Origin of the sequence: Parabacteroides merdae ATCC 43184 (assembly GCF_025151215.1) — a bacterium.
Taxonomy (GTDB): Bacteria; Bacteroidota; Bacteroidia; order Bacteroidales; family Tannerellaceae; genus Parabacteroides; species Parabacteroides merdae.
On record NZ_CP102286.1, the window covers coordinates 1,398,930 to 1,424,740 of the forward strand.

Consider the following 25,811-nt stretch of genomic DNA (forward strand, 5'->3'; position numbering starts at 1 on the left):
CATTATACCGATTTAATCTTAAAGAATATACAATAGGTCACCGGAAGCACGAAGATGGTCAGGATGGTCGAAACGAACAGACCTCCCATGATCGTCGCCGCCATACCGGCAAACATGGCATCGCCCAACAATGGCAACATACCCAAAATCGTTGTCCCCGATGCCATCGTCACCGGAACGATACGCGTCTTGGTTGCCTCGATCACCGCATTGACCGGCGCCAGGCCACTGTCAAGCTGCAATCCTATTTCGTCCACCAGCACGATCGCATTCTTGATATTCATACCGATCAGACCTAACAGACCTAACATGGCAAAGAAATCGAGCGACTTGCCAAACACCAGCAACCCCAATACCACACCGATGAAGATCAGAGGCAACATACACATAATCAAGACCGGCTTCCGGTAGTATTTCGGGAAGAGGAACAACAGGGTGAGATAGATCAGACCGAACATCAACGGAATATTGGCAGCAATCGCCTTGTTACCTTTATCCTGTTCAGACTGTTCGCCGAAGTATTGCAGTTTGTATCCTTCGGGAACCTGCACCTCTTGCTGGATATCCTGCCACAACTGGCTGAAAGCAGCCATCGTATTGGCTCCGCGTTTCGGCTCGCACTGCATCATCATATAACGCTGACGATTATAACGCTTCACGACACTGTACTCATAATCAAGCGAGAAGTCGTCGATCACCTGCTCCACTTTGACAGAACGCCCCTTGGCGCTGTAGACAGGCAAAGTCTTGATATCGTTCAGGTTCATCGAATCGCGATCGGCATCTTTCAGCAGGATCGGCATAAACACATCTCCTTCGCGATATTCGCCTAAAGGCACGCCATTGGTTGCCGAACGAAGCGAATAAGCCATCTGCTGACGGGTGATACCTAAACGGAGACCTTTTTCCTGCGAGTACAACGGCTTCCATACCGGAACCTTGTTTCCCCAGCTGTTGCGCACTTCCATCACCATGTCGTTCTTGCGGGCGATTTCTTGTGCACGCTGTGTCAGAGCCACCAACGTATCGATATTATCGCCAACAAACCCGATTTCAATTGCAGCATCAGGCACAGGAGACAAAGCAAACAAAGCTGAACGAGTCAAAATATCCGGATAGTTGGCGACCATATATTCATAGAACTTGTTTTCCTCGCTCTGTGCATCTTTCGCGTCCTTGGTTTCGATCAGGACATTGGCGAAGTTCGGCTTCGGACCGATAGACGAACTTGCCAGATAATAACGTACCGGCGAACCTCCCAGCGTGAACGAATAGGATTTGATCTTATCATTATTCTTGAGATACTCTTCTATCTTGATCACATTCCTTTCCACATCGTCGATCCCATACCCTTCCGGGAAGATCAGGTCGGCACGAAAATAGGGCTTGTTCATGATCGGGAAGAAGCTCTGCGGCATAATGCTCATGATGAACAAAGACAAGAACAAGGTTGCCACCACCGAAGTAAGCGTGAGATAACGACGTTTGATCAGACGTCCCAGCACATTTTCAAACTTATGGTACAGTTTGGTGTCATAGGGATCTTTGGATTCACCCGGTTTCGCCTCCTTCAAGATGAAATTCCCGAAAGTCGTCGTTTGCGTCAAAGCCAATATCCAACTTAACCCCAAGGATACACCAAGCACGATAAACAATGGCTTGACAATTTCGGCCACCGAAGCTGGCGCCAAATACATCGGCAAGAAAGAACAAACAGCGATAAAGGTCGCACCCAACAATGCCCACTGCGGTTTGGTGGCCCCATCGACCAACGCCTGATAGCGTGACAGACCGCGCTTGATACCGACCTGCGCATTATCGGTCACCACAATCGCGTTATCCACCAGCATACCCATCGCAATGATGAAAGCAGCAAGAGACGTACGGTTCAGCCCGACACCCCAGATCAGCATAATCAGCAACGTTCCGCCAACCGAGAATAGCAGTGAACTACCCACCAGCATACCTGCACGCGATCCCATCACAAGGAAGATAATCACGATAACGATGAGCAACGATTCGATCAGATTCAGGATAAATCCGTTATTCGCCTCGTTGGCAATCTGATTTTCCGGATAGATGGTTTTCAGTTCCATACCGATCGGGAAAAGCTGTTCCATCTCTTTCAAATGTTCGGCAACAGCGTCACCGACAGCCACCACATCATCTTTCGCACCCGTAGCCACACCGATACCGATGGCCCGTTTGCCATCCACACGCATCAGGTTGGAAGGCGGGTCCATATAGCCTCGTTCGATGGTTGCGATATCACCCAGGCGTACTTCGCCTCCACCCTTTGTCACGATCAGCTGGTCGCGTATATCCTCTATACTTTTATAAGTACCTTCGGCACGTACACGAAGCTGGTAGGTCCCGGTCATGATCTCACCCGTATTGACCAGCAGGTTCTGGGTTTGCAGGACTTGCTGAATCGAATTCGGATCGATCCCCAAGTTCGCCAGCTTGGGAACCGAGATACGCACATTCACGACCTGCGTCTGTTCCGCAAACAGATAGACCTTCTGCACACCCTGAATAGGAGTCAGCTCGGTCTTGATCTTCTGCGCCCAATCGCGCATATCGTCGTAGGTAAAACCTTCGTCGGCTGTCAGGGCGTAATAGATACCGAACACGTCCCCGAAATCATCACTCACATTGATGGCAGAGGCACCACTCGGAAGGCGAGGCTGTATATTAGCCACCTTACGACGCAATTCGTCCCACTTGACCGGCATATAATCCGGGGCCAAAGTCGGCTGCAACTCGATCGAGATCTTCGACATGCCGAAATAAGATTCAGACTTGATCTGAAAAACATCCGACATGGACTGAATTTCCCTCTCGATAGGTTCCGTTATCAATTTTTCTACCTCCTGAGGAGTAGCACCCGGATATTGCGTAACCAAAACAGCCTGCTTGATTACGAAAGGCGAGTCCTCCTTCTTCGGCAATTTAAAGAAAGAATATATACCTCCTATCAGCATGATAGCCAAAAAGAAATATATAATCTTCTTATTCTCTAAAGAATATACTGGAAGATTCATTATTTATCAGCTTAATCTGTTAATACTTTTACCTGTTGTCCTTCAACCAGGCGGGTAGCCCCGGCGGAAACGACCAGGTCACCGGCTTTCAGCCCTTTGGTTATTATAACATTGTCTTTTCCTACCAGTCCGGATTCTTCGATCTGGCGACGTTCCACCTTTTGCGACTGGGCATTATAGACAAAGACAAATTTGTCGTTATTTTCTTCACTCGCTACAATAGCGGAAAGAGGCGCCAACACTGCTCCCTCGTTAAAGCTTGCACTCTCGATATGCAGCACCACGCGACAGGAGAAGCCGACAGCCACTTTGTATTTGTTCAGATTAAATTCGGGATCGTCGATATATAGGAAAACGGGAACGCCGGAACCATCGGGAGACGCTTCCACATATTCCTTCACTTTCGCTTTGAAACGGATTCCCTTGTAGTTATCAAACTCCACATAGATCTGATAAGGAGTCGAGAAATAGGTAATGTTCGTTTCAGGCATCGTATACTGGATCTGCAACTTGTTCGGGTTAATCAAGCAAACGATCCCTTGCCCGGCCTGTACCTTCTGATAATTCTCGACATATTTCTTCTGGATAAATCCATCGAACGGAGCACGCAGTTTCGTTTGTTCCAGCTGATTCTGCGCATATTCGAATGCAGCCTTTGCATTCGAATAGGAAGCTTCGGTCGTTTCATATTCCTGCTTCGAAATAGCCTGTTTGGATAACAGCTTCTTCGCACGTTGCAACTGTGCTTCGGCAGTTTGAAAAGAGGCTTTTTTCGCTTCATATTCCCATTTGAAATCCTGAGGGTCGATCTCTGCCACGACCTGTCCCGTACGGACTTTTTGTCCTTCATCCACCTTCAGCGAAATCAGCGGTCCGGACATTTTAAAGGCCAGATCACTGAACTGATCCGGCGATACGACACCGCTAAACGACTTTTCCACAAGATTCAATGAGGTCACTTCCGCCAACTTTACCGGACGGGGACCTTGCTCCTTCACCGGCGGCTGACTACACGACATCAATGCTGCCAATACAAAAACAGGGATTAATTTACCATTCATGATAACTTGCATTTAGTTATTTATTATTACTATTATATTCTGACTATTAATTGCATACCCAGAGAATACAACATTCTTTTAAAATCTATTGTTCCGGTTCCGACCGGATTTCAAAGTGTACCCTCCGATAATTTTTCGGATATACGCATTAAAATGACCAACGGCTCCAATCAACCGCCGCTTCCATTTCGTTTTCCTGATCGTCGGGGATAGACGGGAAGAAGTCAATACCTGTTGCCTTCTCCACGCTGTCGATAGGTATCGCCATCGATTTCAGCGAATTATCTTTATAATCCCTATTCTCGAAAAGAAATCCGATACCCTTATAGCCTTTCTCCGTATGATAACACAATACCTTATAAAAGGCTTTGGGTATCGCAACCCTGTTTTTTCCCAACCGTTTCATATCGCCTGTAATAACGGGGCCCGTAACAATCAAAAGCGAACCGTTATCCAACGCCCACAAGCGGCACTGTTCCTCCAGGTCTTTCCATATGCCCCGGTTTAATTTCGGTTTTTGCGGGCAGATATTGCTCAGGTAAAAAGACTCGCGCATGGCTTTTGCAGACCATTTCATATCGCCTGCCGGAGCTAAATGGCCACGATCGTAGCCGGAACGCGTATAATCTTCGTTCATCGCCGTCGAACCTTTCACCTGCGGGTCGGGTACAAACTTATTAGAACGTTCCGTCTTTTTGCTTTTGGCTTCCGTTGCCGTCAATTCGTACGCGACCCAGTTAGCTATACGGTACTCGGAATTATAAGAAACCGTATATCCTTCGTGCTTGATAACCTGCTCCTGGCGTTTCTCCTTTAGGCGGGGTATCTCTGTATTTGCGGGGATTTTAAATGTTTTTGTGGAAGACTTGGCAAGAGTCTTATAGGCAGATGTTTTGTCCTGTATCTTTTGTTTCGGAGCGGTTGCAGCCTTTTTTGAAGAAACGACTTCCTGTCCCTTTTTCTCCAGAGCCGCCGGTTTGTGTCCGGCCATCGGAACAAAATAATCATATATAAACAGAACCCCTATAAAACAAGCCACTACAATAAAGGCGCCAATAAACATTCGCTTCACTGTGGAAAGGAAAGACGAAGTCTTTTGAACTTTTTTCCGCGGTTTCCTTGCGCTTTTTCTCTTTGCCATCTCTCTTGATAAAACCTATTCCTACTTAGGCGCAAAAGTAGACAATATAAAGATGCTATACAACACATATGGAGGGAATGTATTGGTTTGAATTGTTAGAAAAAAGTGCCCCAATGCATACAATCCTCTATAAACATGTTTTCAAATCAATCCTAAGTAAAGATGGAACATATTATACCAACAAGTATATCGATATAAAATGACAGATACTACCGCCCAATACGAAGAAATGCCATACTGGATGCATATATTTATATTTGTCTAAAAAGAAAAACAGGCAGCCTACCGTATAAAATAGCCCTCCTCCGATCAACCAATACAGAACATCCATCGAACCGGTTTCACGAAAGACATGCAACAAGGGTTTAAAAGCAATTATGACTACCCAACCCATTGCCAGATAACAAACTGTTTTCAGATGGTCTTTCTTTCTCATCTTCCTGAAACTCAGCCAGACACCTGCCACTGCCGCGATCCATATGACGGCGAATAGTGACCAACCCCAATAACCTTCCTGCCGGAGGGCCAGCAACGTAAAGGGCGTATAAGTTCCCGCAATATGCAAATAAATCGCACCATGATCGAACCGCCGCAAGAGTCTTTTCTGTCGTGCACGGGTCGAAGCATGGTAAAATGTAGACGTCACATACGAAAGTGTCATACAAACGACATAAACAGCAAAACTGCCGATCGCCCAAGGATTTCCACTTCGGATAGCCGCCATCATCAAAATAATGATAGCGGTCATTCCAAAAAGCATTCCGGCACCATGTGTCAAGACATTGGCAACCTCTTCACCATATGTTTGTCGTTGCCTGGCAGCCATCCGCTTATAATTGTTCGGCCTTGAACCCGGCCTCTTTTACTGCTGCAATCACAATAGCAGGAGCAAGATCAACTTTCACTTCCAACACCTTATTCGGATCGGCCAAATCAATCGACCAGTCATCCGAAGCCATCAATGTATTGAGCTTTGCACCTATTGCCGCTACACATCCACCACACTTTGCATTCGTTTTAAATTTTATTGTTGCCATAGCTGTTACGATTTATGATTTATGAATACAAAAATAGGGATATTGCCATGAAATTATAATTCATAAATCATAATTTTTTTCATTTCATGAATTTCAATCTTAAACTATTCAATACCACTGAGACGGAACTGAAAGCCATTGCTGCACTCGCCAGCATCGGATTCAACAGCAGTCCGTTTATCGGGAACAAAACGCCCGCAGCCAATGGGATACCGATTACATTATATATAAATGCCCAAAACAAGTTCTGATAAATCAGGCGGACTGTCTGTTTGGACAAACGGATCGCACCGGGAAGCAGCAACAGGTCGGACGTGATAAGCGTAACCATAGCCACATCCATTGCAATATCAGTTCCTTTTCCCATCGCGATGCTGACATCGGCCCGTGCAAGCGCTTGCGAGTCGTTAATGCCATCGCCGACCATCGCCACTTTCTTACCTTGCTGCTGTAAAGATATGATATATTCCTCCTTATCGTTCGGCATCACTTCCGCCTTATAATAACCGATATCCAAGGTTGCGGCAACCCGTTCGGCTGTCCGGACACCGTCGCCCGTCAGAAGATGTACTTCTATTCCCTGCTTTTTCAGTTCCTTAACGGCTTCTGCAGAAGTCGGCTTGATACGGTCCGAGATCGCCAGAACTGCCAATAGGCGGGTTTCCTGACCATAAAAAACAACACTTTGCCCATCTTCCTGCCATTGCCCGATTTGCTTCCGTACCTTTTCCGGAATACCAGCCTGAAATATGTCAAGCAATCCCTGGCTCCCCACCCAGTAGGTAACTCCTTCGACCTGAATGCGTACGCCACGTCCCGTCAGGCTCTCGAAATTTTCTGCCTCACAGACCTTTGCACCGGATTCTTCCAACCAACAGAGAATAGCGGATGCCAGAGGATGTTCGGATTTCTGCTCCGCTGTGTACAAGACATCCAAATAACGGATATTGTCATCTGAAATCCAATACGAATCCGTGACAACCGGCACACCTTCCGTCAATGTTCCGGTCTTATCCAAAACAACCGTATCAACCTTGCATAGATTTTCCAAAGCGAAGGCATCCTTAATCAGGATATGCTGTTCGGCCCCTTTTCCCATTCCGACCATTAAGGCAGTCGGCGTAGCTAATCCCAACGCACACGGGCAAGCAATAACCAGCACCGAAACGGCAGATAGCAATGCATATGAAAAATAACTTTCTCCTCCTATCACCAACCAACAAACAAAGGTGAGAAACGAAAGCAATACGACGACCGGTACAAATATACCACTTATTTTGTCTACAATCCGCTGAACGGGGGCCTTACTTCCCTGCGCCGATTGAACCATCTGCACGATCTGGGCCAATACGGTCGTACCTCCGACACTTGTCGCTTCCATCGTAAAAGCGCCTTTCTGGTTGATCGTTCCGGCCAACACTCGGTCACCGGCATTTTTCTCCACCGGAATCGGCTCTCCGCTTAGCATACTTTCGTCCACCGAAGAGCTCCCCTGTAAAAGCGTCCCGTCCACTGGAATCTTTTCGCCCGGCCGTACACTGACTACATTACCGACCTGAAGATTCGAAATAGGCACCTCCTCTTCTCTACCGTCCGTTACCAAACGAGCTGTTTTAGGCTGTAATCCCATCAATCCTTTTATGGCTGAAGAGGTACTGTTCTTAGCCCGCTCCTCCATCAGTTTGCCTAACAAGACGAACGCGATGATCACACCTGAAGCCTCATAATAAACATGTGGTTCCAGTCCTTTTCCCAGCCAAAATCCGGGACATAAGGTGTTGAAAAGGCTGAACAGGAAAGCTATCGAAGTACTAAGTGCGACCAATGTGTCCATATTGGCTTTTCCCTTGAGGGCATGCCGCACACCGTTCACATAGAACGAACGTCCGAAAAAGATCATAATAGCCAAAGCCAACACCATCATGATCCAGTTTCCAAACGGTACATGCATGAACACCATCCCTAAAAGCGCCAACGGGATAGACAACGTCCATGCTCCTATGGTATTCCTCCTCAATATCTTATAATGCATTCGAGCTTTCTCTTCCTGCATGGCTACAGGGTCCTCGGCTTCGACTATCAGATCATATCCAGCAGCCTGCACAGCAGCTTGCATAACCTCCAAAGTGATAACGGACGGATTATAAGTTACCGTCAATGTACCAGCAGCGAAATTCACGCTTGCCTTCTCCACACCAGATAATGCCTGCACCGTACTCTCCACGTTGCCCGCACAGACGGCACAACTCATTTCAAGAACAGGCAATACCTTCGTTTCTGTTTCTCTCATATCGTGTTTAAATGTCAAATTTGTTTCATTAGTATAACAAAGATACGGTTTATTCGGTTATTTTGTAGCCAAATAAATATTCTTTGATTTTAATAGAATTATTTGCAGATAAAGGCTATTATTTAACATTCGAATATACGACCTTTGCCAGTAATCAAACGAATGAACGAATTAAATAATAAGACGTATGATACTTGATTCATTAAACAACACAAAAAAAATCGAATGCCTGCATCCTCTATTCAAAAAAGCATTCGACTATCTAAAATCTACAGACTTCTCTAAAGTGGAAGATGGTAAGCATGAACTGGATGGTTCTCGCTTATATGTAAGCGTTGTCAGTATCTTTGGCAAGGAAAAGAAAGATGCCGCTATCGAAACACACAAAAAATACATCGACATCCAAATGCCTCTGTTAGGTGTGGAGAAAATCGGTTGGAAACCGGGATGTGAGCTGCAGGAAGAATCAACTCCTTATAACGAGCAAAAAGACATCGCTTTCTATATCGACCGTCCTACAGCCTACACCAAGATCTATCCGGGACAGTTCGCCATCTATTTCCCCGAAGATGGCCATGCTCCCGGTATCGGCCAAGGTAATATCCGCAAAGTGATTGTAAAGGTGCAAGTGGAAGAATAAAAATGAAGCCGACCCTTAAAAGAGTCGGCTTCATTTTTTGAGAAACAGTGCATAAAATCTCCTCAAACAAGGCAGATAAACAGCTCCACATCCCCGTCCCGGTTTCACGAAGATCCGGGTCTCCACCTCTTCCACACCCGGATCTCCCATACCCTTCCACCCGGGTCTGAAGAAACTTTTCAAGTTGTTTTTGGTAAAAGAACAGCTTGTCTTCATGAAAAAACGAGCCTATTTAATCTATTTTGTATCAGCTTCAGAAGATATCTGGAATTTGATAGAAGATTGACATATAATGCTTTATTGTTTTTAACTATGATGGTTATGATAGATGAATGATAGTTGAAAACAGGAACTATCATAAAATAACATACTGTTTTACAAGCATATAAATTCAATTATGATAGTATGACAGTTGTTTTGCAAAACTTTTATATAGATTACCCGGATAAACGTAGATCCCTAAAATCTACGTTTATCCGGGTGTCCCGTGTCATCTACCGTTTAGTAGTAAACACCAACTGTTTCACCATGACCTATGCATGCATCACCAGCAACGGCGTGTCGGTATGGAACAGCATCTTACGGGCGATCGAAGGATTGAACATACGTGCCAGGATATTCCGGCGATAGGTACTGAGCGCTATCACGTCGATATGTTCGTCCCGCACAAACTTTTCGATTGCCAGCAACAGGTCGCCGTCGGCCAGCACCGTATGGGTGATATGTGCTTGCGGATACTGCTTCTTGAAATACTCGTTGACTCCGGTCAGCCGTATTTCATTCCATTCGTTCTTACTTGTCGAGATATTGAACAAATGAATGTGGGCATTGTACGGTTTGATGATTTCCATAAACTCATCGAATGCCACCAAGTCGCGTTGATTGAAGGAAGTGGCAAAAGCTATATTTTTAGCTTCGCTCAAATCTTCAAAAGGCACATTTTCGGGAATGGCCAGGACAGGAACCTTATTCACCTCGATCACTTCACCCGTGACACTGCCGATCAGGTCCATATCTTTCTGGCTCTTTCCACGAGTCCCCATCACGATCAATGACGGATGATATTCCTTGCTATAGGCAATGATCTCTTCTTCCGGCAAACCTTCGCGGAGCACATAATTGTATTTCACTTTAGGAAGTTCACCAGAGTGTATCTTGCGGTTGATCAATGTACAGATGTTTTCCATATCGATCTGGACACGCTTCAGGACATTCTGCGCCGTCTCTTCCTCGTTCACCTGATAAGCCAACGTGTCGCCCATCGGAATAGCAGACGGGAAATAAGGGCTGAAATAAGCGTGCATGATCATCACTTCGGCTCCGACTTTATGGGCATAGTTGATTCCCAATTCACACGCTTTGATAGAATAGTCGGAAAAGTCTATCGGTATCAATATCTTCTTTTCCTGATGACCGGCTTTTTCCTCTTGTTCGGCATCCTCGCTAAGCCATTTACTGTCTTCGATGATACGCAAGGCATGAGGCAGATCGCTTTCTTTAATTCGCACACGTACACCAGCCGAAACTACCGGTTGGATTTGGTTCACATTGTGTATGTAAACTTCAATCCCCTCTGTTTCAAGCATCGTTTTGAGAATCTGAGCTTTCTCAAACGTGTGAATCGCTAACGTTACTAATTTATCTTCCATACTCGTGTGTTTTTATAAATTAAACAATCGGAAATCACTAAATGTTGAGAAAAAAAAATCCCACAGCGTCTTTTCAGATTCAGCTATGGGATTTCTTTGTAAAATGAATTTCTTTACGCTTGCTGTGCTTCCGACACTTCCTCGTTTTCAGCAAGTATCTGCAAAGCACGCTCGAATATTGTGGTATCGTCCAATACTACCAAGCCTCCGTCTGGTCCCGGTTCAATATGTATTCCACAACTTTTGCCATCTTTAAAATTATGCCCGCCGAAATAGTTGCGAACTGTTTCAACAGAGATTCCCAGTTCATCAGCAATACGGTGAGTACTTCCGTCAGGCAGGCTGTCTTTCAGTCTGCGAAGTTCATTAAATGTAATAGTTTTTGTCATGGCTTCCTTATTTTGAAGGTTAATTACTTTGTTTAATTTCATGCCACTAACTTAGTCATTATAAATTACAGCAACAAAATTATTCCATATAAATAAATATGCTTTACGACATGTATCATTTTTGCAAACAAGCCGCAAGCGGTACATTAAAAACGATAATAATCAGGATCGTCACATATATTGCATAGACGATGAGACGGATACGTTTCTTCGAGTACAGTGGTTCCCCATTATTCACCTGCACAGGAAGCAACTTCGAACGGCTGAAAGAATAGAGCCTGTAGACCAGATAACCGAAGAACACACCCGAAATGGCTCCCGGCACGATATCCGAAATGAAATGAACCCCAAGATAAACCCGTGTATAAGCAGTAAGAGCCGCCCAGAAAAAGATTGTCCAGCCGAACAACTTATCCCGCATGATCAATGCCATAAGAGTCGCGAAACCGAAAGCGTTCGCAGCATGGCTGGAAATAAATCCGTAAAGTCCTCCCCGGTATCCGAAAACAGTTTTCACCTGATCCATAAAATCAGGATGGTGAGTCGGGCGGAAACGGGTGAAGACAGGCTTACAGACGTGAGAGGCAAACTGGTCGCACAGCGTAACGACCAATACGATCGCCAATAGGATCAATAATGACTCACGCCAGTTCTTTTTATAGATCAGAACCAACAGGATCAGAAAGGCTAACGGCAGCCAAACTGCCTTTCCTGTGAAAATCCACATAAAACGATCCAGAAAAGCAGAGTCGCTGCCGTTAAGCGCAAAGAACGCGTCGCGTTCGTAAATTAATATTTTCTCAACCATTGAAAAAGGAGATTTGTGATTTGTGATTTATAATTTATGCGTCAATGATAAATCATAAGTTATAAATCACAAATCCTAAATGATTTCCATGTCTTTGCTGGGCATCCATCCTACATTTCCATCTTCCATTTCTATTTCATTCCAGTCTCCCAACTTGCTCTTGATAGAGACCTTCGTTCCTTCATGCAGAATAAACAAGTCGGTTCCGCTTGCATCGGGAGAACTTTTCACTGTCACTGTCGGAGCAAACACGATCGCGCTCTTCCGGTTTATCAGCTCGTCCTTCTGGTTGCCGGCAAAGATATTGGCAAAGATGACCAACACCAAGAATACCAGCCCCAGATAAAACCCGATCTTCTTCAAATGAATCCACTTGGAGAAGAAGAACAGGATCAGACAGCCGATAAAAAGGATAAAACAAACAATACCGATTTGCGCCCACGAATCGGCAGCCCCCATGTTCTGAACCTTGTCGAACCAACGGTGCAGGAAGAAATCGCCCACCGGCTCGATCTTGTCTACAGACTTCTGACGTGCCAGCTGCAAATTGAAACGGATATCCCCGTCTCCCGGATCCAACAGCAAAGCCCGCTCGTAATTCAAGATGGCCGGGGCAATCTTGTTCTCCTTATAATAGGCATTCCCTAAGTTATAGTAAATCTCAGCCGATTCGCCATGCGTTTTCAGAAGCCCTTCGTAGAGTTCGATAGCCTTGCCATAGTCTTCTTTCGTATAGGCAACTTCCGCCTCTTTAATCGTCGCCTCTTGAGCAAATGCCCCTAAGGTAACGAATTGAACCAGCAGAAAGAATACGATCTTTTTCATATTTATATTCATCTTCATCGCGTTACTTTTTAATTGTATTTTCCATTTTACCAATGGCATCCACTGTCTGTTCATATAGCTTATCCATTGCATCCGAGGCCTGTGCCGGAGCATAGCGAGCAAACTCGCAAGTGTTCAGGATATCCATAAATTCTTTGATCAAAGCGTCATCCACACCATACTTTGCCAGTTCCGTTTCGACATTATCCTTTGTCAAGTTGGCCTGAGGTATACTCAACTTGTCGCTTAAGTAGCCCCACAAGGCACGAAGCACTTCGTCATAGAATTCTTCTTTCTTGTTTTCCTTCATCAGCTTGCCGGCATTTTTCAGACGTCTTACCGCCATCTTATTGGCTTTCTTCGTACGGACCAATGCCAGATTGGAATTTTCCTTCACCTGCTTGCGGTAGATGAAGAAGAAAACAATGAACAGGATTGCCGGAATCAGATAGCACATATAGTACATGAATGAGCCGAAGAACAGTTCATTATTCGGAACAAAATGAATGCCGTTCACTTTCAGGTAACGGATATCCTTACCCAGATATTTAACACTTTCCTTGTTACTGAAATTAGAAACAACAGGAGAAGATGTTCCCCCTCCCTTGCCCTGCTCTACGTGCAGTTTGTATGGTTCGGATGTAATTGTCTTATAGGAACCGGTCTTCGTATCGAAATAAGAGAATGCGATAGCCGGAATTTCGAAATCGCCTGCGTAACGCGGGATAGCCATATATTCGATCGTCTTCGTACCGGAAGTTCCTGCCGCGGTAGTCTTGATGTCCACTTCCACCTTCGGATCATAAACGTCGAAATCGTTCGGGAAAGCGACTTCCGGATTCTTTACCAGCTTGATGTTTCCATTACCGGAAATCTTCACCTTCACGGTAACGGCATCATCTGTCTTTACATTATTGGAACTGATGCTGGAGGTCATTGTGAAATTGCCTACCGCACCGGAGAATGACGCCGGTTTACCCGACGGCAACGGCTTGACATCGATCGTTACAGGGGGCGTTGTCAATTCTTTCTTTACATCTATATAAGACGACGAACCGAAGAAATCATCGAATACACTGCTTCTCTGTCTGGCCGGTCCGGGCACACGCAAAACAATATCCAATTTCCCGGAAGGAATCGTAATCTTCCCTGAACGCTGAGGGTACAGCACCGTCTGTTTTATAATGGCAGTCCCGTAGTTCTTTCCCTTATAGTTCTCCATTACCAGTTGCTTATTTTGCGGCAATTCTACCTCTTGGGCAAGGAAACCTGTAAATTCGGGGAATTTAGGCTGGTCGATCCCTCCGATATCTTTTCTTACATACAATTTAAATGTAACCAAAATACCTTCCTGTTCATATACATTCCGTTTAGAAACATCGATTGTCAGAAAAGCATCGTCCTTACTGATACCAGTACCGGTCGAACCGCCTTTGGTTGCCTCTTCCGCCTTATCGGGAGGAAGCACTTTTATCACTAATGCGTTAGAAGTGTAATTGGCGCCTTTGACCTTGATTGTTGCCGGTGCGATATTGAAAGTACCCTCTTTCTTCGGTTGGAGAATATAGGTGAACGTCAATGACGTTTCGGTTGTCATTTTACCGTTAATGATCTGGGTACTCATATTTGTGGAAGTAGACGGACCTATCAATACCTCAAAGTCCGGTATTTCCGGTACACGTATATCCTTACCTTCCGCATTCACCGTGTACGACAATCTGAAAGTTTCTCCCATAACAACAGCTTCCGGAGCAGAAGCCTTGAACGTCACATCCGCCGCTCTGGCTACCACTCCGAAAGTTGCAAAGAGAACAAATAAGAAAACTAATTTCCTCATTCCTCAATCCTTATTTTTTAATTTTTAATTCTTAATTTTCAATTTCCGTTTACCACTCCTTATCCGTGCGACGACGCTGTTGCTGTTGAGCCTGCGCTTTCTTCACCTTCTCCTGAGTGTCTTTTTCATCCTGCAGGAAGGCATCCAACATCTGTTGAGCGTTATCCTTGCTCATCTGTTCCTGCTGCTGCGGCTGTTGTTCCTGTGTCTTATCCTGCTTCTTATCATCCTGCTGTTGTTGCTGATCTTGGTTCTGCTGCTGTTGATCCTGTTTATCCTGATCTTCCTTCTTGTCCTCGTTCTGATCCTGATTTTGATCTTCATTCTGCTGATTCTGCTGATCGTGCAACAACTTTTGTGCCAAAGCCAAATTATAACGTGTTTCATCATCTTTCGGATTCAGGCGCAAAGATTGTTTATAAGCTTCGACACTTTTGGCATACTCTTTACTCTGCATGCCAATATTTCCGACATTATGGTAAATCTCAGCCAAGCGGGCTTTACCTTCGGGCGTTTCGATCATCTTCTCCCCCTGTCCGGCTAGCAACTGGTACTGCTCAGCAGCTTCAGGGAATTTCTTCTGCTTATACAAAGCGTTCCCCAAGTTATAAGTTCCTTCGGACGAACGCGGGTTCACTTCCAAACTTTTCCGGTAGGCGATTTCCGCCTCGGTAAACTTTTCCGTCTCATAAAGTTTATTCCCCTCCCGCACATTCTTACGTTCCGCCTTCTGGGCAAACACAGCCCCGCAGCAGAACATGAATGCCGCCATCCATATAATCGATTTTCGCATACGTTTCATCTTATCCATAGCATTTTAAGAGAATAATTTTACTTTTTTGAATACACGGTTCTTGCGGTCCAGCGTCATGAAATCCACTAAAAGCAGAATCAATGCGATCCAGGCAAACGTCTGGAAACGTTCGTCATATTCCGAATAGACTTTGCTGTCCAGTTCCGATTTATTCATTTTATCGATCTCTTTTTGAAGTGCACGAAGCGCTGAATTGGTGTTGTCGGCACGGACATACGTCCCATGGCCGGCAGCCGCAATCTCCTGACACATCTCTTCATTTAGTTTCGTGATCACCACATTCCCATCCTTATCCTTCATGTAGTTGTTGCTGCCGTCTACCGGGATCGGAGAACCTTTCGGGTCGCCCATGCCGACAATGTTCACATGAATGCCTTTTTCTGCTGCTGCGGCAGCTGCTTTCACGGCATCGTCTTCGTGGTTCTCGCCATCGGTGATCAGGATAATCGCCTTGTCCGATGTCTCGCTCGGTGTAAAGGAACGCATCGCCAGGTTGATAGCTGCGCCGATAGCCGTACCTTGTGTCGACACCATCGACGGGTTGATGGATGAAAGGAACATCTTGGCCGAGACATAATCGGAAGTGATAGGAAGCTGCGTGAAAGCATCTCCTGCGAAAACGATCAGTCCGACCTTATCATTAGAAAAGCCGTCAGTCAGCTTAGACAACATCTGCTTGGCCTTGGACAGGCGATCCGGCGAGACATCTTCTGCCAACATCGAATTGGATACGTCCAGACAAACCATGATCTCCACTCCCTGACGCTTCACTGTCTCCAGTTTGGAGCCGAACTGCGGTCCGGCCATAACTATGATAACCATCGTGATGGCTCCGAACAACAGCCAAAACTTCAGATGCTGACGCTTGGGAGAAACCTCCGGCATCAACTCTGCCAACAATTCGGGATTACCATATTTCTTGATTGCCTTCTTTTTCAAGACGATTGCATACACATAGAATGCAACCAGTACGGGAAGCAAGAAGAGCAAGTATAAAAAGTCCGGATGTGCAAAACGAAACATAAGCCTTTTATATTTACGGTATATTTCTTAACAATGTATTTCTCAATAATATCTCGACCAGCAACAGCGAGAACAGCAGGATCGCCCAATTCTTGTACTCTTCCTGCTTTTTACTGTATTCCTGCACGCTGATCTTCGTCTTCTCCATCTTATCGATTTCCGAATAGATCTCCTTCAGGCTGGCATTATCCGTCGCACGGAAATACTGTCCGCCGGTCGTAGCGGCAATCTGCTTCAGGGTCGGCTCGTCGATCTCCACATCGACATCCATATACTGGACACCGAAGGCCGTCTGGAACGGATAAGGAGCCTTGCCCTGCGTTCCGACACCGATCGTATAGACACGGACCCCGAACGTCTTGGCTATCTCGGCAGCCGTCACTGGAGCGATCTCGCCCTGGTTGTTCACACCATCCGTCAACAAGATAATCACTTTCGACTTGGCCTGGCTATCCTTGATACGGCTGACAGCATTCGCCAACCCCAGACCGATCGCCGTCCCATCCTGGATTATACCCGGCTGGACATCCTTGAAGAGGTTCAACAAAACCGTATGGTCGGTTGTCAACGGGCATTGCGTGAAACTCTCCGCCGCAAACACGACCAAACCGATATTATCGTTCGGACGGCCGTTGATGAAAGCGGACGCCACATCTTTGGATGCTTCCAGACGGTTCGGTTTCAAGTCCTGCGCCATCATACTGGTCGAGATATCCATTGCCAGCACGATGTCGATACCTTCCGTCGAAGAGTTCTGCCAACTGTTGGTCGACTGCGGCCGCGCCAATATCACGATCAGGACAGCCACCGCCGCCATACGCAAAATGAAAGGGATATGCCTGAGCCAGACTTTCCAGGAGCTTGCTCCCGGAGCATCGAAACCTTCTGTAGACGATACCTGCAAACTTGCCTGATTCTTGCTCAGTTTGTAGACGTACCATCCGATCATCGGGATCAGCAACAATAACAAATACAGATATGTAGGATTTGCAAATATCATCTTATTCTTTACTTATATTTGAATCATTCTTTTCTACAGACTTTACTTCACCTTCAGCCTTTTCACCTTCTCCGGGAACGGGAATCTCTTCCTCCTTCGTCTGGTTAATGAACAGATAAGCGTTCATCAAACTCAAGTCGTTTTCATCGGGCAGCGGATTCATCTTCGCGAACTTCACGAAATCGGCCAGTTGCATGATCTGCTTCAGGCTTTCATAGACAGAAGTCGCCTCCTGCTGCTTACGGATGATATCGAGTATCTCACCGGAAGTCATTTCCATCGCATTGATACCGAAACGATCCACAATATAACGACGCAACGTATCCGTAATCAATGTATAATACTCCTTGCTACGCCCCTGTTGCCAGAGCTTCTGCTGCTTGATCTCGTCAAGTTCCTTGATCGCCTGTTCGTGAGGCGGAAGTTTAGGTTCCGGCTTCTTGAACGGCAGGATGGACTGACGGTTACGCATACGTTTGATCACATAGGCAACCACACAGATCAGGAACAGAGTCAGCAACACGCCGAATATCCAGGGATAGTAATCGGCCAATACAAAAGGCGGCTTCCAGACGTTTTTAATATCGTAAAACTCCTCCGGTTTGTCGGCATTGACAGGAACCGTCGACACCTTCAAGGCCACCTGGTTGGAGTAAACGGTATCCGCCCCGTCGATCACCATAAACGGGGGCAACAAATATAGAGAAGAGTCGAAAGAGGTCACCAGCAAGTCCTGCTCGATCAGCAGGCGGTCGTTTTCGATCAAGGTGGAGTCCGCTTTCGGAATTTCCAGCACCTCCACTCCTGCCATCAACGTGTCACGTGGGATGACAAGCTGGACGGCCTTATCTTTGTCTGCCGTTACCGTCAAATGTAAAACAGTCTGCTCTCCGATCAGTATGGCGGCAGAGTCGACACGAACGTCAACGAGCGTCTGCTGCGCATATGCTTTCCCGCCGGACAGGAATGTTCCACCGGCAAGTGCAAGTAACAGAATGCTTTTCTTTATTAATTTCATTTGTTTGCTTTAATTACGTTTGTCAAAAAGAGCAATCAATGCTTTCACATAATCATCTTCCGTACGGATGGAGACCGAATCGACACGACATTTCTTGAATGAATCGCTCATGGCAGCCTGTCGGCGGTCCCACCATTCCTTGTAGGCGGCCCGTACACGGGCAGACGAGCTGTCTATCCAGCGTTCCTGTCCGGTCTCCGCATCCTTGATCTTCATCAACCCTACAGCCGGTAGTTCCGTCTCGCGGCGGTCATACACCTGTATGGCCACCACGTCATGCTTGCGGTTGGCAATGGTCAAGGCATCCTTGAAACCATCCTTGTCGATAAAGTCGGAGATCAGGAAAGCCGTACAGCGCTTCTTGATCGCATTGGTCAGATATTTCAATGCCTGTGCAATGTTGGTCTGTTTTTTATCCGGCTGGAAGTCGATCAGTTCGCGAATGACATACAAGATGTGCTTCTTCCCTTTCTGAGGAGGAATGAATTTCTCTATCTTGTCGGAGAAGAACACCACACCGATCTTGTCGTTGTTCTGGATAGCCGAGAAAGCCAGTGTCGCCGCAATCTCCGTAATGACTTCTTTCTTCATTACATTCACGGAACCGAAGTCCCTGCTGCCCGACACGTCGATCAGCAACATCACCGTCAGCTCCCGTTCTTCTTCGAACACCTTCACGTATGGGCGGACGTAACGTGCGGTCACGTTCCAGTCAATATCACGGATATCGTCTCCGTATTGATACTCGCGCACTTCGCTGAACGCCATACCGCGCCCTTTGAACGCCGAATGGTATTGCCCAGCAAAAATATTGCGTGACAAGCCGCGCGTCTTTATCTCAATCCGTCGAACCTTCTTTAATAGTTCACTTGTTTCCATATTATTCAGTTGAAAGTTGAGAGTTGAAAGTTGAGAGTTAATAAGGAGAGCTAAAAACGGGCTGCTTACGCAACTTTCAACTCTCAACTTTCAACTTTCAACTATTTAAGGGACTTCGACTTTGTTCAGGATTTCGCTGATCACCTCTTCGGAGGTCAGATTATTGGCTTCCGCTTCGTAGCTCAAACCGATACGGTGACGCATCACGTCGTGGCATACGGCACGGATATCTTCGGGGATCACATATCCTCTGCGTTTGATAAAGGCATACGCACGGGCAGCCAGCGCCAAACTGATGGACGCACGCGGAGAGGCTCCGAAGGAGATCATGTTAGCCAGGTTTGCCAAACCATGTTCCTGCGGGAAGCGGGTAGCAAACACAATGTCTACGATATAGCGTTCGATCTTTTCGTCCAGATAAACCTCACGGACAACCTTACGGGCTTCGAGGATCTCTTCCTTCGTCAGGATCGGTTTAATGTCCGGCTTCACTCCGGAGATATTCTGACGGATAATCAACTTTTCTTCTTCTTTCTTCGGATAGTTGATGATGACCTTCAGCATGAAACGGTCTACCTGTGCTTCAGGCAGCGGATAGGTTCCTTCCTGCTCGATCGGGTTCTGGGTCGCCATTACCAAGAAAGGAGACGGTAATCTGTATGTATTTTCGCTGATTGTCACCTGGCGTTCCTGCATTGCTTCCAGAAGGGCACTCTGCACCTTTGCCGGAGCACGGTTGATTTCATCCGCCAATACAAAATTAGCGAAGACTGGACCTTGTTTGACTTGGAATTCTTCGCTTTTCTGACTATAAATCATCGTACCGATCACGTCAGCCGGCAGTAAGTCCGGCGTGAACTGGATACGGCTATACTTCGCATCGATCAATGATGCCAGTGTCTTAATGGCCAATGTCTTTGCCAATCCCGGCACACCTTCCAGCAGGATATGGCCATCTGAAAGCAGACCGATCAATAATGATTCAACCAAATGTTTCTGTCCAACAATTACCTGGTCCATACCCATCGTAATCATGTTCACAAACGAACTTTTACTTTCAATTCGCTCGTTCAACTCACGAATGTCTACTGTCTGACTCATAGATTTTTTTCAATTATATTGTTACTATTTTTTACTTGCTTTTTTTAAGATGCACAAAATTAGAAATGTTAAATTCGTATTCTGCACTTTCGCAGTTAAATAATACTAACCTGCACAGAACTATTTTGTTTTATTTTACTTAAAAGAGAGAGTTTTTATTACAGTTTGCCACTCAGTATCTCAGTCTGGCGGGCAGCGGCTTTTTCAATGGAAGAACGATCACGACGGTCGATGCCGTACATTTCCGGTGCAGGCACCTCGATCACAGTGCCGATAGGCACGTTATTCGGGTCCGTTATGACAGCTCTATTATATTCATACAGATATACCCAGAACAATTTGCTTCCGTAATATTTCAACGAGATCAGCGTCAGGCGGCTTCCCGGCTCGATCTTGACACGGGCAATGACTTTAGGCGAAACGGCTTCGGGTTCAACTACCGGATTTTCCACCGTTGTTTCACCCACAGTCTGGGAGGAATCTTCATTGGCAAAAACGATTGTCGTATCCGGAACGGCTTCGGTCGCAACAGTCTCTCCTTTGGGAAAGACCGTATCAATCCTCAAGGGCTCTTTTTCCTTTTCGAAAAAGTACGTGCGATTCAGGTAAAGCCCGATATTGAATAGCATAAGAAGGAATACAAACATAGAAACAACGGCAATCCGCTTCGTGCGGGGCTTCTTTCTTTCCGCATCCGGACCAGTTTCTACCTCTTCGATCGGACTGTCAGGTCCGGAACTATCTGAACGTTCGTCCACAACCGGTTCAAGGGTATCCATCCCTTCATCTTCGGGCTGCCCGGCAGGTTCTTCTTCTGAAAAGACAACCGGGTCTTCTTCCGGAGGAACAGCAGATCCCTCTTCCGAGAAGACAACAGGTTCTTCTTCGGGAAGATGTTTCTCTTCCGGTATCATCTCCTCAATCGATTCGTCTTCCGTCTCTTTTATGTCCGGTTCGTCCAACACGACATCCATATCGGTAAAATCGACATTCTCCCGCAGTTCGGTCGTTTCAAAAAAAGAGAACGGTTTATTAACAAGCTCCCGCAGTTCCTTGTCCGGCAGGAAGGAAAACTTGTAATGTTCCGGGATTACAAAACGTTCACCCGTATTCACATGAATGCTTTCACGCTTCTCCACCGGAATGATCTTAAAAGTACCGAGCCCTTTGACCTTTACCAGTTTATCCGTATAGACACCTTCCGACACGACCGCTATGAATTCTCTCAAAAAGCGCTCGGAACTATTCTTGTCCTTACCTGTATATTCGGCCAACAGACCGGCCAGATCCTGTATCGCCAGCCGGTTATTCATGGTCGCCTAATTCTTTTAGTTTATTCTTGACGGTCGTTCCGGGTTTGAACACCGGGACAAGTTTGGGAGGAACTAAATACCGTTTTCCGTTTGAAGGATTGACAGAGATCCGTTCCGCTTTTTTTTTCACCTCAAACTGACCGAAGCCCTGCAAATATATGGTGTCGTTATCTACCAGACGCGAACTGACGACGGAACTCAGGACAGAAAGCGTTTCAGCAACTTCCTGCGCAGTCCAACCCATACGGGCGGCAAGTTCAGTAACCAGTTCCTTATTTTTCATATCCGCGTCCATTAATAGATTATGCAGCTATATTAGTTATTTTTTCGTAAACCGACAAACATCTTTGCAGTTTTTATGTCAAATTAAAGTACGCTTCCATACAGGTCGAAAGCTTGCGCATCGTCAATCCACACGTTATAAAACATTCCGGGAATCAACAGCTTCTCTTTAGAAACAAGTATTTCCGGGTCGACCTCCGGCGAGTCGAATTCCGTACGGCCGACATAGAAATCTTCTTCTTCCCGATCGATCATCACCTTGAATACCTTTCCGATCTTGGAACCGTTCACTTCGGCCGAAATGCCTTCCTGTATACGCATCAGATAATCCAAACGGTCTTGTTTGACTTCCGGATCGATATCATCGGTATAATGTTTAAACGAATAGGTCCCTTCCTCATGACTGTAAGCAAAGGCGCCCATACGTTCGAAACGGGCTTCTTTTACGAATTCGACCAGTTCTTCAAAATCCTGCTCGGTTTCCCCTGGATGGCCGACCATCAAGGTCGTACGCAAATGGATGCCGGGTACTTCTTCCCGCATCCGGCGTATCAAGGCATATGTTTCTTCTTTCGTGATGTTACGGCGCATTTTCTTCAACATCGGGTCGCTGATATGCTGAAGGGCAATATCCATGTATTTGCAAACGTTATCGCGTTCGCTCATCACCCTGAGCAGATCATAAGGGAAATGGGACGGATAACCATAATGCAAGCGGATCCATTCCACTCCCGGAATATCGGAGATGCGTTCCACCAGTTCCGGCAACGCATGGCGTTTATACAAATCCAAACCGTAATAAGTCAAATCCTGGGCGATCACCTGAAATTCTTTCACACCCTGTTTCACCAGCAGGCGAACCTCTTTCTCGATCTCTTCCATCGGTATGGACTGGTAACGCCCCGTACTGATCGGAATGGCACAATACGAACAGGTACGGTCACACCCTTCGGCGATCTTCAGGTAGGCGTAATGCCGGGGAGTCGTCAAAACACGGTCGGCAGCCAATTCCCGGTGGTAGGATTTACCCAAATCGTTCAACAGTTCTTTCCAATTGAACTTTCCATAGAAACGGTCGACTTCCGGCAACTCATTCTCCAAGTCTTTCAGGAACCGTTCGGAAAGACATCCCATGACAAACAATTTACCGATCTTCCCTTTCTTCTTGGCCTCTCCCAGATCGAGTATCATATTAATCGACTCTTCCTGGGCATCTCCGATAAAACCGCAGGTATTCACAACAACGATTTCACCATTAATCTTATGGGGGTCATGTTCGACGGTATACCCGTTCGCCACGAACTGGCGCATAAGCTGCTCCGAATCCACCAGGTTCTTTGAACATCCCAGCGTTATAATATCTACCTTATTTTTCCTCATATATTATGGTACAACTCCCTTTATTCTCCGAAAAGGGAGTTTACAAATTCTTTTCTATTGAAAACCTGGAGATCCTCCATTCCTTCTCCCAAGCCAATGTACTTGACAGGGATACGGAAATGATCCGAAATACCGATCACGACGCCACCTTTGGCCGTTCCGTCCAATTTGGTAACCGCCAAAGCATTCACCTCGGTTGCAGCCGTAAACTGCTTGGCTTGTTCAAATGCGTTTTGTCCGGTAGAACCGTCCAATACCAACAAGACTTCGTGCGGTGCATCGGGAACCACTTTCTTCATCACATTCTTGATCTTGGTCAGCTCGTTCATCAGATTGATCTTGTTATGCAGGCGACCGGCGGTATCGATAATCACCACATCCGCCCCGTTCGCCTTTGCCGAACTCAACGTGTCAAATGCCACTGAAGCAGGATCAGAACCCATCTTCTGCTTCACGATAGGCACTCCTACCCGTTCGCTCCAAATCACCAATTGCTCTACAGCTGCGGCGCGGAACGTATCGGCTGCTCCCAAATACACATTTTTACCGGCCTTCTTGAACTGATAAGCCAGTTTGCCGATCGTGGTCGTCTTGCCTACCCCGTTCACGCCTACGACCATAATGACATACGGCTTCTTGTCTTCCGGAACCGTAAACGACTCCAGGTCTTCCGTATGATTTTCTGTAAGCAGGGAAGCGATCTCTTCACGCAGGATCGCAGTCAGCTCACTGGTCGTCACATATTTGTCTCTGGCTACGCGGTCTTCGATACGGGATATGATTTTCAGTGTAGTATCTACTCCGACATCGGAAGTAATCAGTACTTCTTCCAGATTGTCCAGCACTTCGTCGTCCACCTTGCTTTTACCGGCAATGGCTCTGGTAATCTTAGAAAATACATTTTCTTTTGTCTTAGATAACCCCTTGTCCAGAGTTTCCTTTTTTTCCTTACTGAAAAAGCTAAAAATACCCATACCTTAATTATTGCTTAATTATTTCTTTTCTGAATGAGTGCGCTAAATTACTAAATAATTGACAATTGACAATTGACAATCGACAATTTTATTTGCACAACCTGATTTACAATCCAGACATTCCTCTTCTTTATTAATTGTCAATTGATTCAGTCCATTCTTCCCTTGTAATCTTCGTAGCCGAACTCCTTGTACATCACGAGCCGGTCCTCCTTGCTCCACAAAGCCAAGGATGGATGCGGGATTCCGTTGAACATGGTCGTTTTGACAATGGTATAATGGATCATATCTTCGAATATCAATTTATCACCCACTTTCAAGGGTTGCTCGAAAAACCAATCGCCCATATAGTCACCACTCAGACAGCTGTTTCCTCCGATACGATAAACAGGCTTTCCTTCTTCCGGCTCTATAGCCCCGCGAATCACCGGTTTATAGGGCATCTCTAGACAATCCGGCATATGGCAAGTGAAAGAGGCATCTATGATCGCGGTCTTGATACCATGATTCTCCACGATATCCACCACCGTCGTCAGCAGAAATCCGGTTTGCCACGCAAATGCGCTTCCCGGCTCCATGATGATTTCGAGGTTCGGATATTTGGCCTTGAACGCCTGCAACAGCCCGATCAGATGTTCCGTATCATAGCCTTTTCGTGTCATCAGATGCCCGCCTCCCATATTCAACCATTTGATATGCGGCAGGAAACGGCCGAAACGCTTTTCTACTTCTCCCAACGTCTTTTCCAGATCATACGAACTCGATTCGCAAAGCGTATGAAAATGCAAGCCCTCGACACCGTCGGGCAACAGACCATCCAAAAGGTCGCTAACCACTCCCATCCGGGAGCCCGGAGCGCAAGGATTATACAAATCCGTTTCGACATCCGAATATTCAGGATTGATGCGCAGACCGCACGATACCCGGTTTCCGTCCGCCTGCACCATCGGATAGAAACGTTCGAATTGCGTAAGCGAATTGAACGTCACATGACTACTGTATCTTAAAATCTCCGGGAAATCCGCTTCCGTATATGCCGGCGAATAGGTATGTGCCCGGCTACCCATCTCTTCAAAAGCCAGCCTGGCCTCAAACTTCGAACTTGCTGTCGAATACGGAATATATTCACGCACGATCGGAAATGCTTTCCACATCGCAAACGCCTTAAAAGCCAGGATTACATTAACTCCCGCCCTCTCCTTCACGCTCTTGATCAGTGACAAATTACGGCGGAGCAACTCTTCTTCCATCACATAACAGGGAGATGGTATCATATTGAAGTCTATCATCCGGTAAGTATTTTTCT

24 protein-coding genes are annotated in these 25,811 nt (G+C 46.2%); 1 reads left to right on the plus strand and 23 read right to left on the minus strand.

The window, feature by feature from the left end; all coding sequences use genetic code 11:
- Nucleotides 1–2 precede the first annotated feature (2 nt).
- The 6 genes from NQ542_RS05695 to NQ542_RS05720 form a co-directional block, all read right to left on the minus strand.
- Nucleotides 3–3,044, minus strand: coding sequence for an efflux RND transporter permease subunit (locus NQ542_RS05695; RefSeq protein WP_005638160.1), 3,042 nt, complete (start codon nt 3,042–3,044; stop codon nt 3–5).
- 11 nt (nt 3,045–3,055) lie between these two features.
- The gene (locus NQ542_RS05700; RefSeq protein ID WP_039850063.1) at nt 3,056–4,105 is read right to left on the minus strand and encodes an efflux RND transporter periplasmic adaptor subunit; all 1,050 of its coding nucleotides are present in this window, start codon (nt 4,103–4,105) and stop codon (nt 3,056–3,058) included.
- A gap of 148 nt (nt 4,106–4,253) precedes the next feature.
- Complete coding sequence (locus NQ542_RS05705) at nt 4,254–5,246, minus strand: DNA/RNA non-specific endonuclease (protein WP_005638162.1); 993 nt, start codon at nt 5,244–5,246, stop codon at nt 4,254–4,256.
- 172 nt (nt 5,247–5,418) lie between these two features.
- Complete coding sequence (trhA, locus tag NQ542_RS05710; RefSeq protein WP_005638163.1) at nt 5,419–6,072, minus strand: PAQR family membrane homeostasis protein TrhA; 654 nt, start codon at nt 6,070–6,072, stop codon at nt 5,419–5,421.
- A 4-nt stretch (nt 6,073–6,076) separates the two neighbouring features.
- Entirely contained in the window at nt 6,077–6,283 is a 207-nt protein-coding gene (locus NQ542_RS05715) for a heavy-metal-associated domain-containing protein (protein WP_005638164.1), read from the minus strand.
- Nucleotides 6,284–6,362: 79 nt separating this feature from the next.
- Nucleotides 6,363–8,573, minus strand: coding sequence for a heavy metal translocating P-type ATPase (locus NQ542_RS05720; protein WP_005638165.1), 2,211 nt, complete (start codon nt 8,571–8,573; stop codon nt 6,363–6,365).
- Nucleotides 8,574–8,760: 187 nt separating this feature from the next.
- Between NQ542_RS05720 and NQ542_RS05725 the strand changes: the two genes are divergently transcribed.
- Nucleotides 8,761–9,213 carry a YhcH/YjgK/YiaL family protein gene (locus tag NQ542_RS05725; RefSeq protein WP_005638166.1) on the plus strand — a complete coding sequence of 151 codons (453 nt, stop codon included), beginning with the start codon at nt 8,761–8,763 and terminating at the stop codon, nt 9,211–9,213.
- A gap of 30 nt (nt 9,214–9,243) precedes the next feature.
- Here the strand turns inward: NQ542_RS05725 and NQ542_RS17850 are convergent, their stop codons facing one another.
- The 17 genes from NQ542_RS17850 to nspC form a co-directional block, all read right to left on the minus strand.
- Nucleotides 9,244–9,429, minus strand: coding sequence for a hypothetical protein (locus NQ542_RS17850; protein ID WP_005638167.1), 186 nt, complete (start codon nt 9,427–9,429; stop codon nt 9,244–9,246).
- A 317-nt stretch (nt 9,430–9,746) separates the two neighbouring features.
- On the minus strand, nt 9,747–10,862 hold the full coding sequence (locus tag NQ542_RS05730) for a universal stress protein (protein ID WP_005638168.1): 1,116 nt from the start codon (nt 10,860–10,862) through the stop codon (nt 9,747–9,749).
- Nucleotides 10,863–10,975: 113 nt separating this feature from the next.
- The gene (locus NQ542_RS05735; protein WP_008153583.1) at nt 10,976–11,251 is read right to left on the minus strand and encodes a hypothetical protein; all 276 of its coding nucleotides are present in this window, start codon (nt 11,249–11,251) and stop codon (nt 10,976–10,978) included.
- Between the two features lie 115 nt (nt 11,252–11,366).
- Complete coding sequence (locus tag NQ542_RS05740) at nt 11,367–12,059, minus strand: phosphatase PAP2 family protein (RefSeq protein WP_005638170.1); 693 nt, start codon at nt 12,057–12,059, stop codon at nt 11,367–11,369.
- 75 nt (nt 12,060–12,134) lie between these two features.
- Complete coding sequence (locus NQ542_RS05745; protein WP_005648908.1) at nt 12,135–12,902, minus strand: tetratricopeptide repeat protein; 768 nt, start codon at nt 12,900–12,902, stop codon at nt 12,135–12,137.
- A 4-nt stretch (nt 12,903–12,906) separates the two neighbouring features.
- Nucleotides 12,907–14,721 (minus strand): BatD family protein, encoded by a 1,815-nt coding sequence (locus tag NQ542_RS05750; RefSeq protein WP_005638173.1) that lies wholly within the window; start codon nt 14,719–14,721, stop codon nt 12,907–12,909.
- A 49-nt stretch (nt 14,722–14,770) separates the two neighbouring features.
- Nucleotides 14,771–15,523, minus strand: a complete 753-nt coding sequence (locus NQ542_RS05755; RefSeq protein WP_005642944.1) for a tetratricopeptide repeat protein — start codon at nt 15,521–15,523, stop codon at nt 14,771–14,773.
- A 15-nt stretch (nt 15,524–15,538) separates the two neighbouring features.
- Nucleotides 15,539–16,558, minus strand: a complete 1,020-nt coding sequence (locus NQ542_RS05760) for a VWA domain-containing protein (protein ID WP_005638177.1) — start codon at nt 16,556–16,558, stop codon at nt 15,539–15,541.
- Nucleotides 16,559–16,571: 13 nt separating this feature from the next.
- Nucleotides 16,572–17,558 (minus strand): vWA domain-containing protein, encoded by a 987-nt coding sequence (locus NQ542_RS05765; protein ID WP_005638180.1) that lies wholly within the window; start codon nt 17,556–17,558, stop codon nt 16,572–16,574.
- 1 nt (nt 17,559) lies between these two features.
- Nucleotides 17,560–18,576 carry a hypothetical protein gene (locus NQ542_RS05770; RefSeq protein WP_005638182.1) on the minus strand — a complete coding sequence of 339 codons (1,017 nt, stop codon included), beginning with the start codon at nt 18,574–18,576 and terminating at the stop codon, nt 17,560–17,562.
- Nucleotides 18,577–18,585: 9 nt separating this feature from the next.
- Nucleotides 18,586–19,455: a DUF58 domain-containing protein gene (locus tag NQ542_RS05775; protein ID WP_005638184.1), complete on the minus strand. Its 870-nt coding sequence runs from the start codon at nt 19,453–19,455 to the stop codon at nt 18,586–18,588.
- A 105-nt stretch (nt 19,456–19,560) separates the two neighbouring features.
- Nucleotides 19,561–20,556 carry an AAA family ATPase gene (locus NQ542_RS05780; RefSeq protein WP_005638186.1) on the minus strand — a complete coding sequence of 332 codons (996 nt, stop codon included), beginning with the start codon at nt 20,554–20,556 and terminating at the stop codon, nt 19,561–19,563.
- A gap of 158 nt (nt 20,557–20,714) precedes the next feature.
- Entirely contained in the window at nt 20,715–21,869 is a 1,155-nt protein-coding gene (locus NQ542_RS05785) for an HU family DNA-binding protein (protein WP_005638188.1), read from the minus strand.
- Entirely contained in the window at nt 21,862–22,152 is a 291-nt protein-coding gene (locus NQ542_RS05790; RefSeq protein ID WP_005642933.1) for an HU family DNA-binding protein, read from the minus strand. The genes NQ542_RS05785 and NQ542_RS05790 overlap by 8 nt, the downstream gene beginning before the upstream one ends.
- An 83-nt stretch (nt 22,153–22,235) precedes the next feature.
- Nucleotides 22,236–23,531 (minus strand): 30S ribosomal protein S12 methylthiotransferase RimO, encoded by a 1,296-nt coding sequence (gene rimO, locus NQ542_RS05795; protein WP_005638192.1) that lies wholly within the window; start codon nt 23,529–23,531, stop codon nt 22,236–22,238.
- 20 nt (nt 23,532–23,551) lie between these two features.
- Nucleotides 23,552–24,505, minus strand: coding sequence for a signal recognition particle-docking protein FtsY (gene ftsY, locus NQ542_RS05800; RefSeq protein ID WP_005638194.1), 954 nt, complete (start codon nt 24,503–24,505; stop codon nt 23,552–23,554).
- Between the two features lie 149 nt (nt 24,506–24,654).
- On the minus strand, nt 24,655–25,794 hold the full coding sequence (nspC, locus tag NQ542_RS05805; protein WP_005648903.1) for a carboxynorspermidine decarboxylase: 1,140 nt from the start codon (nt 25,792–25,794) through the stop codon (nt 24,655–24,657).
- Between the last annotated feature and the right edge of the window lie 17 nt (nt 25,795–25,811).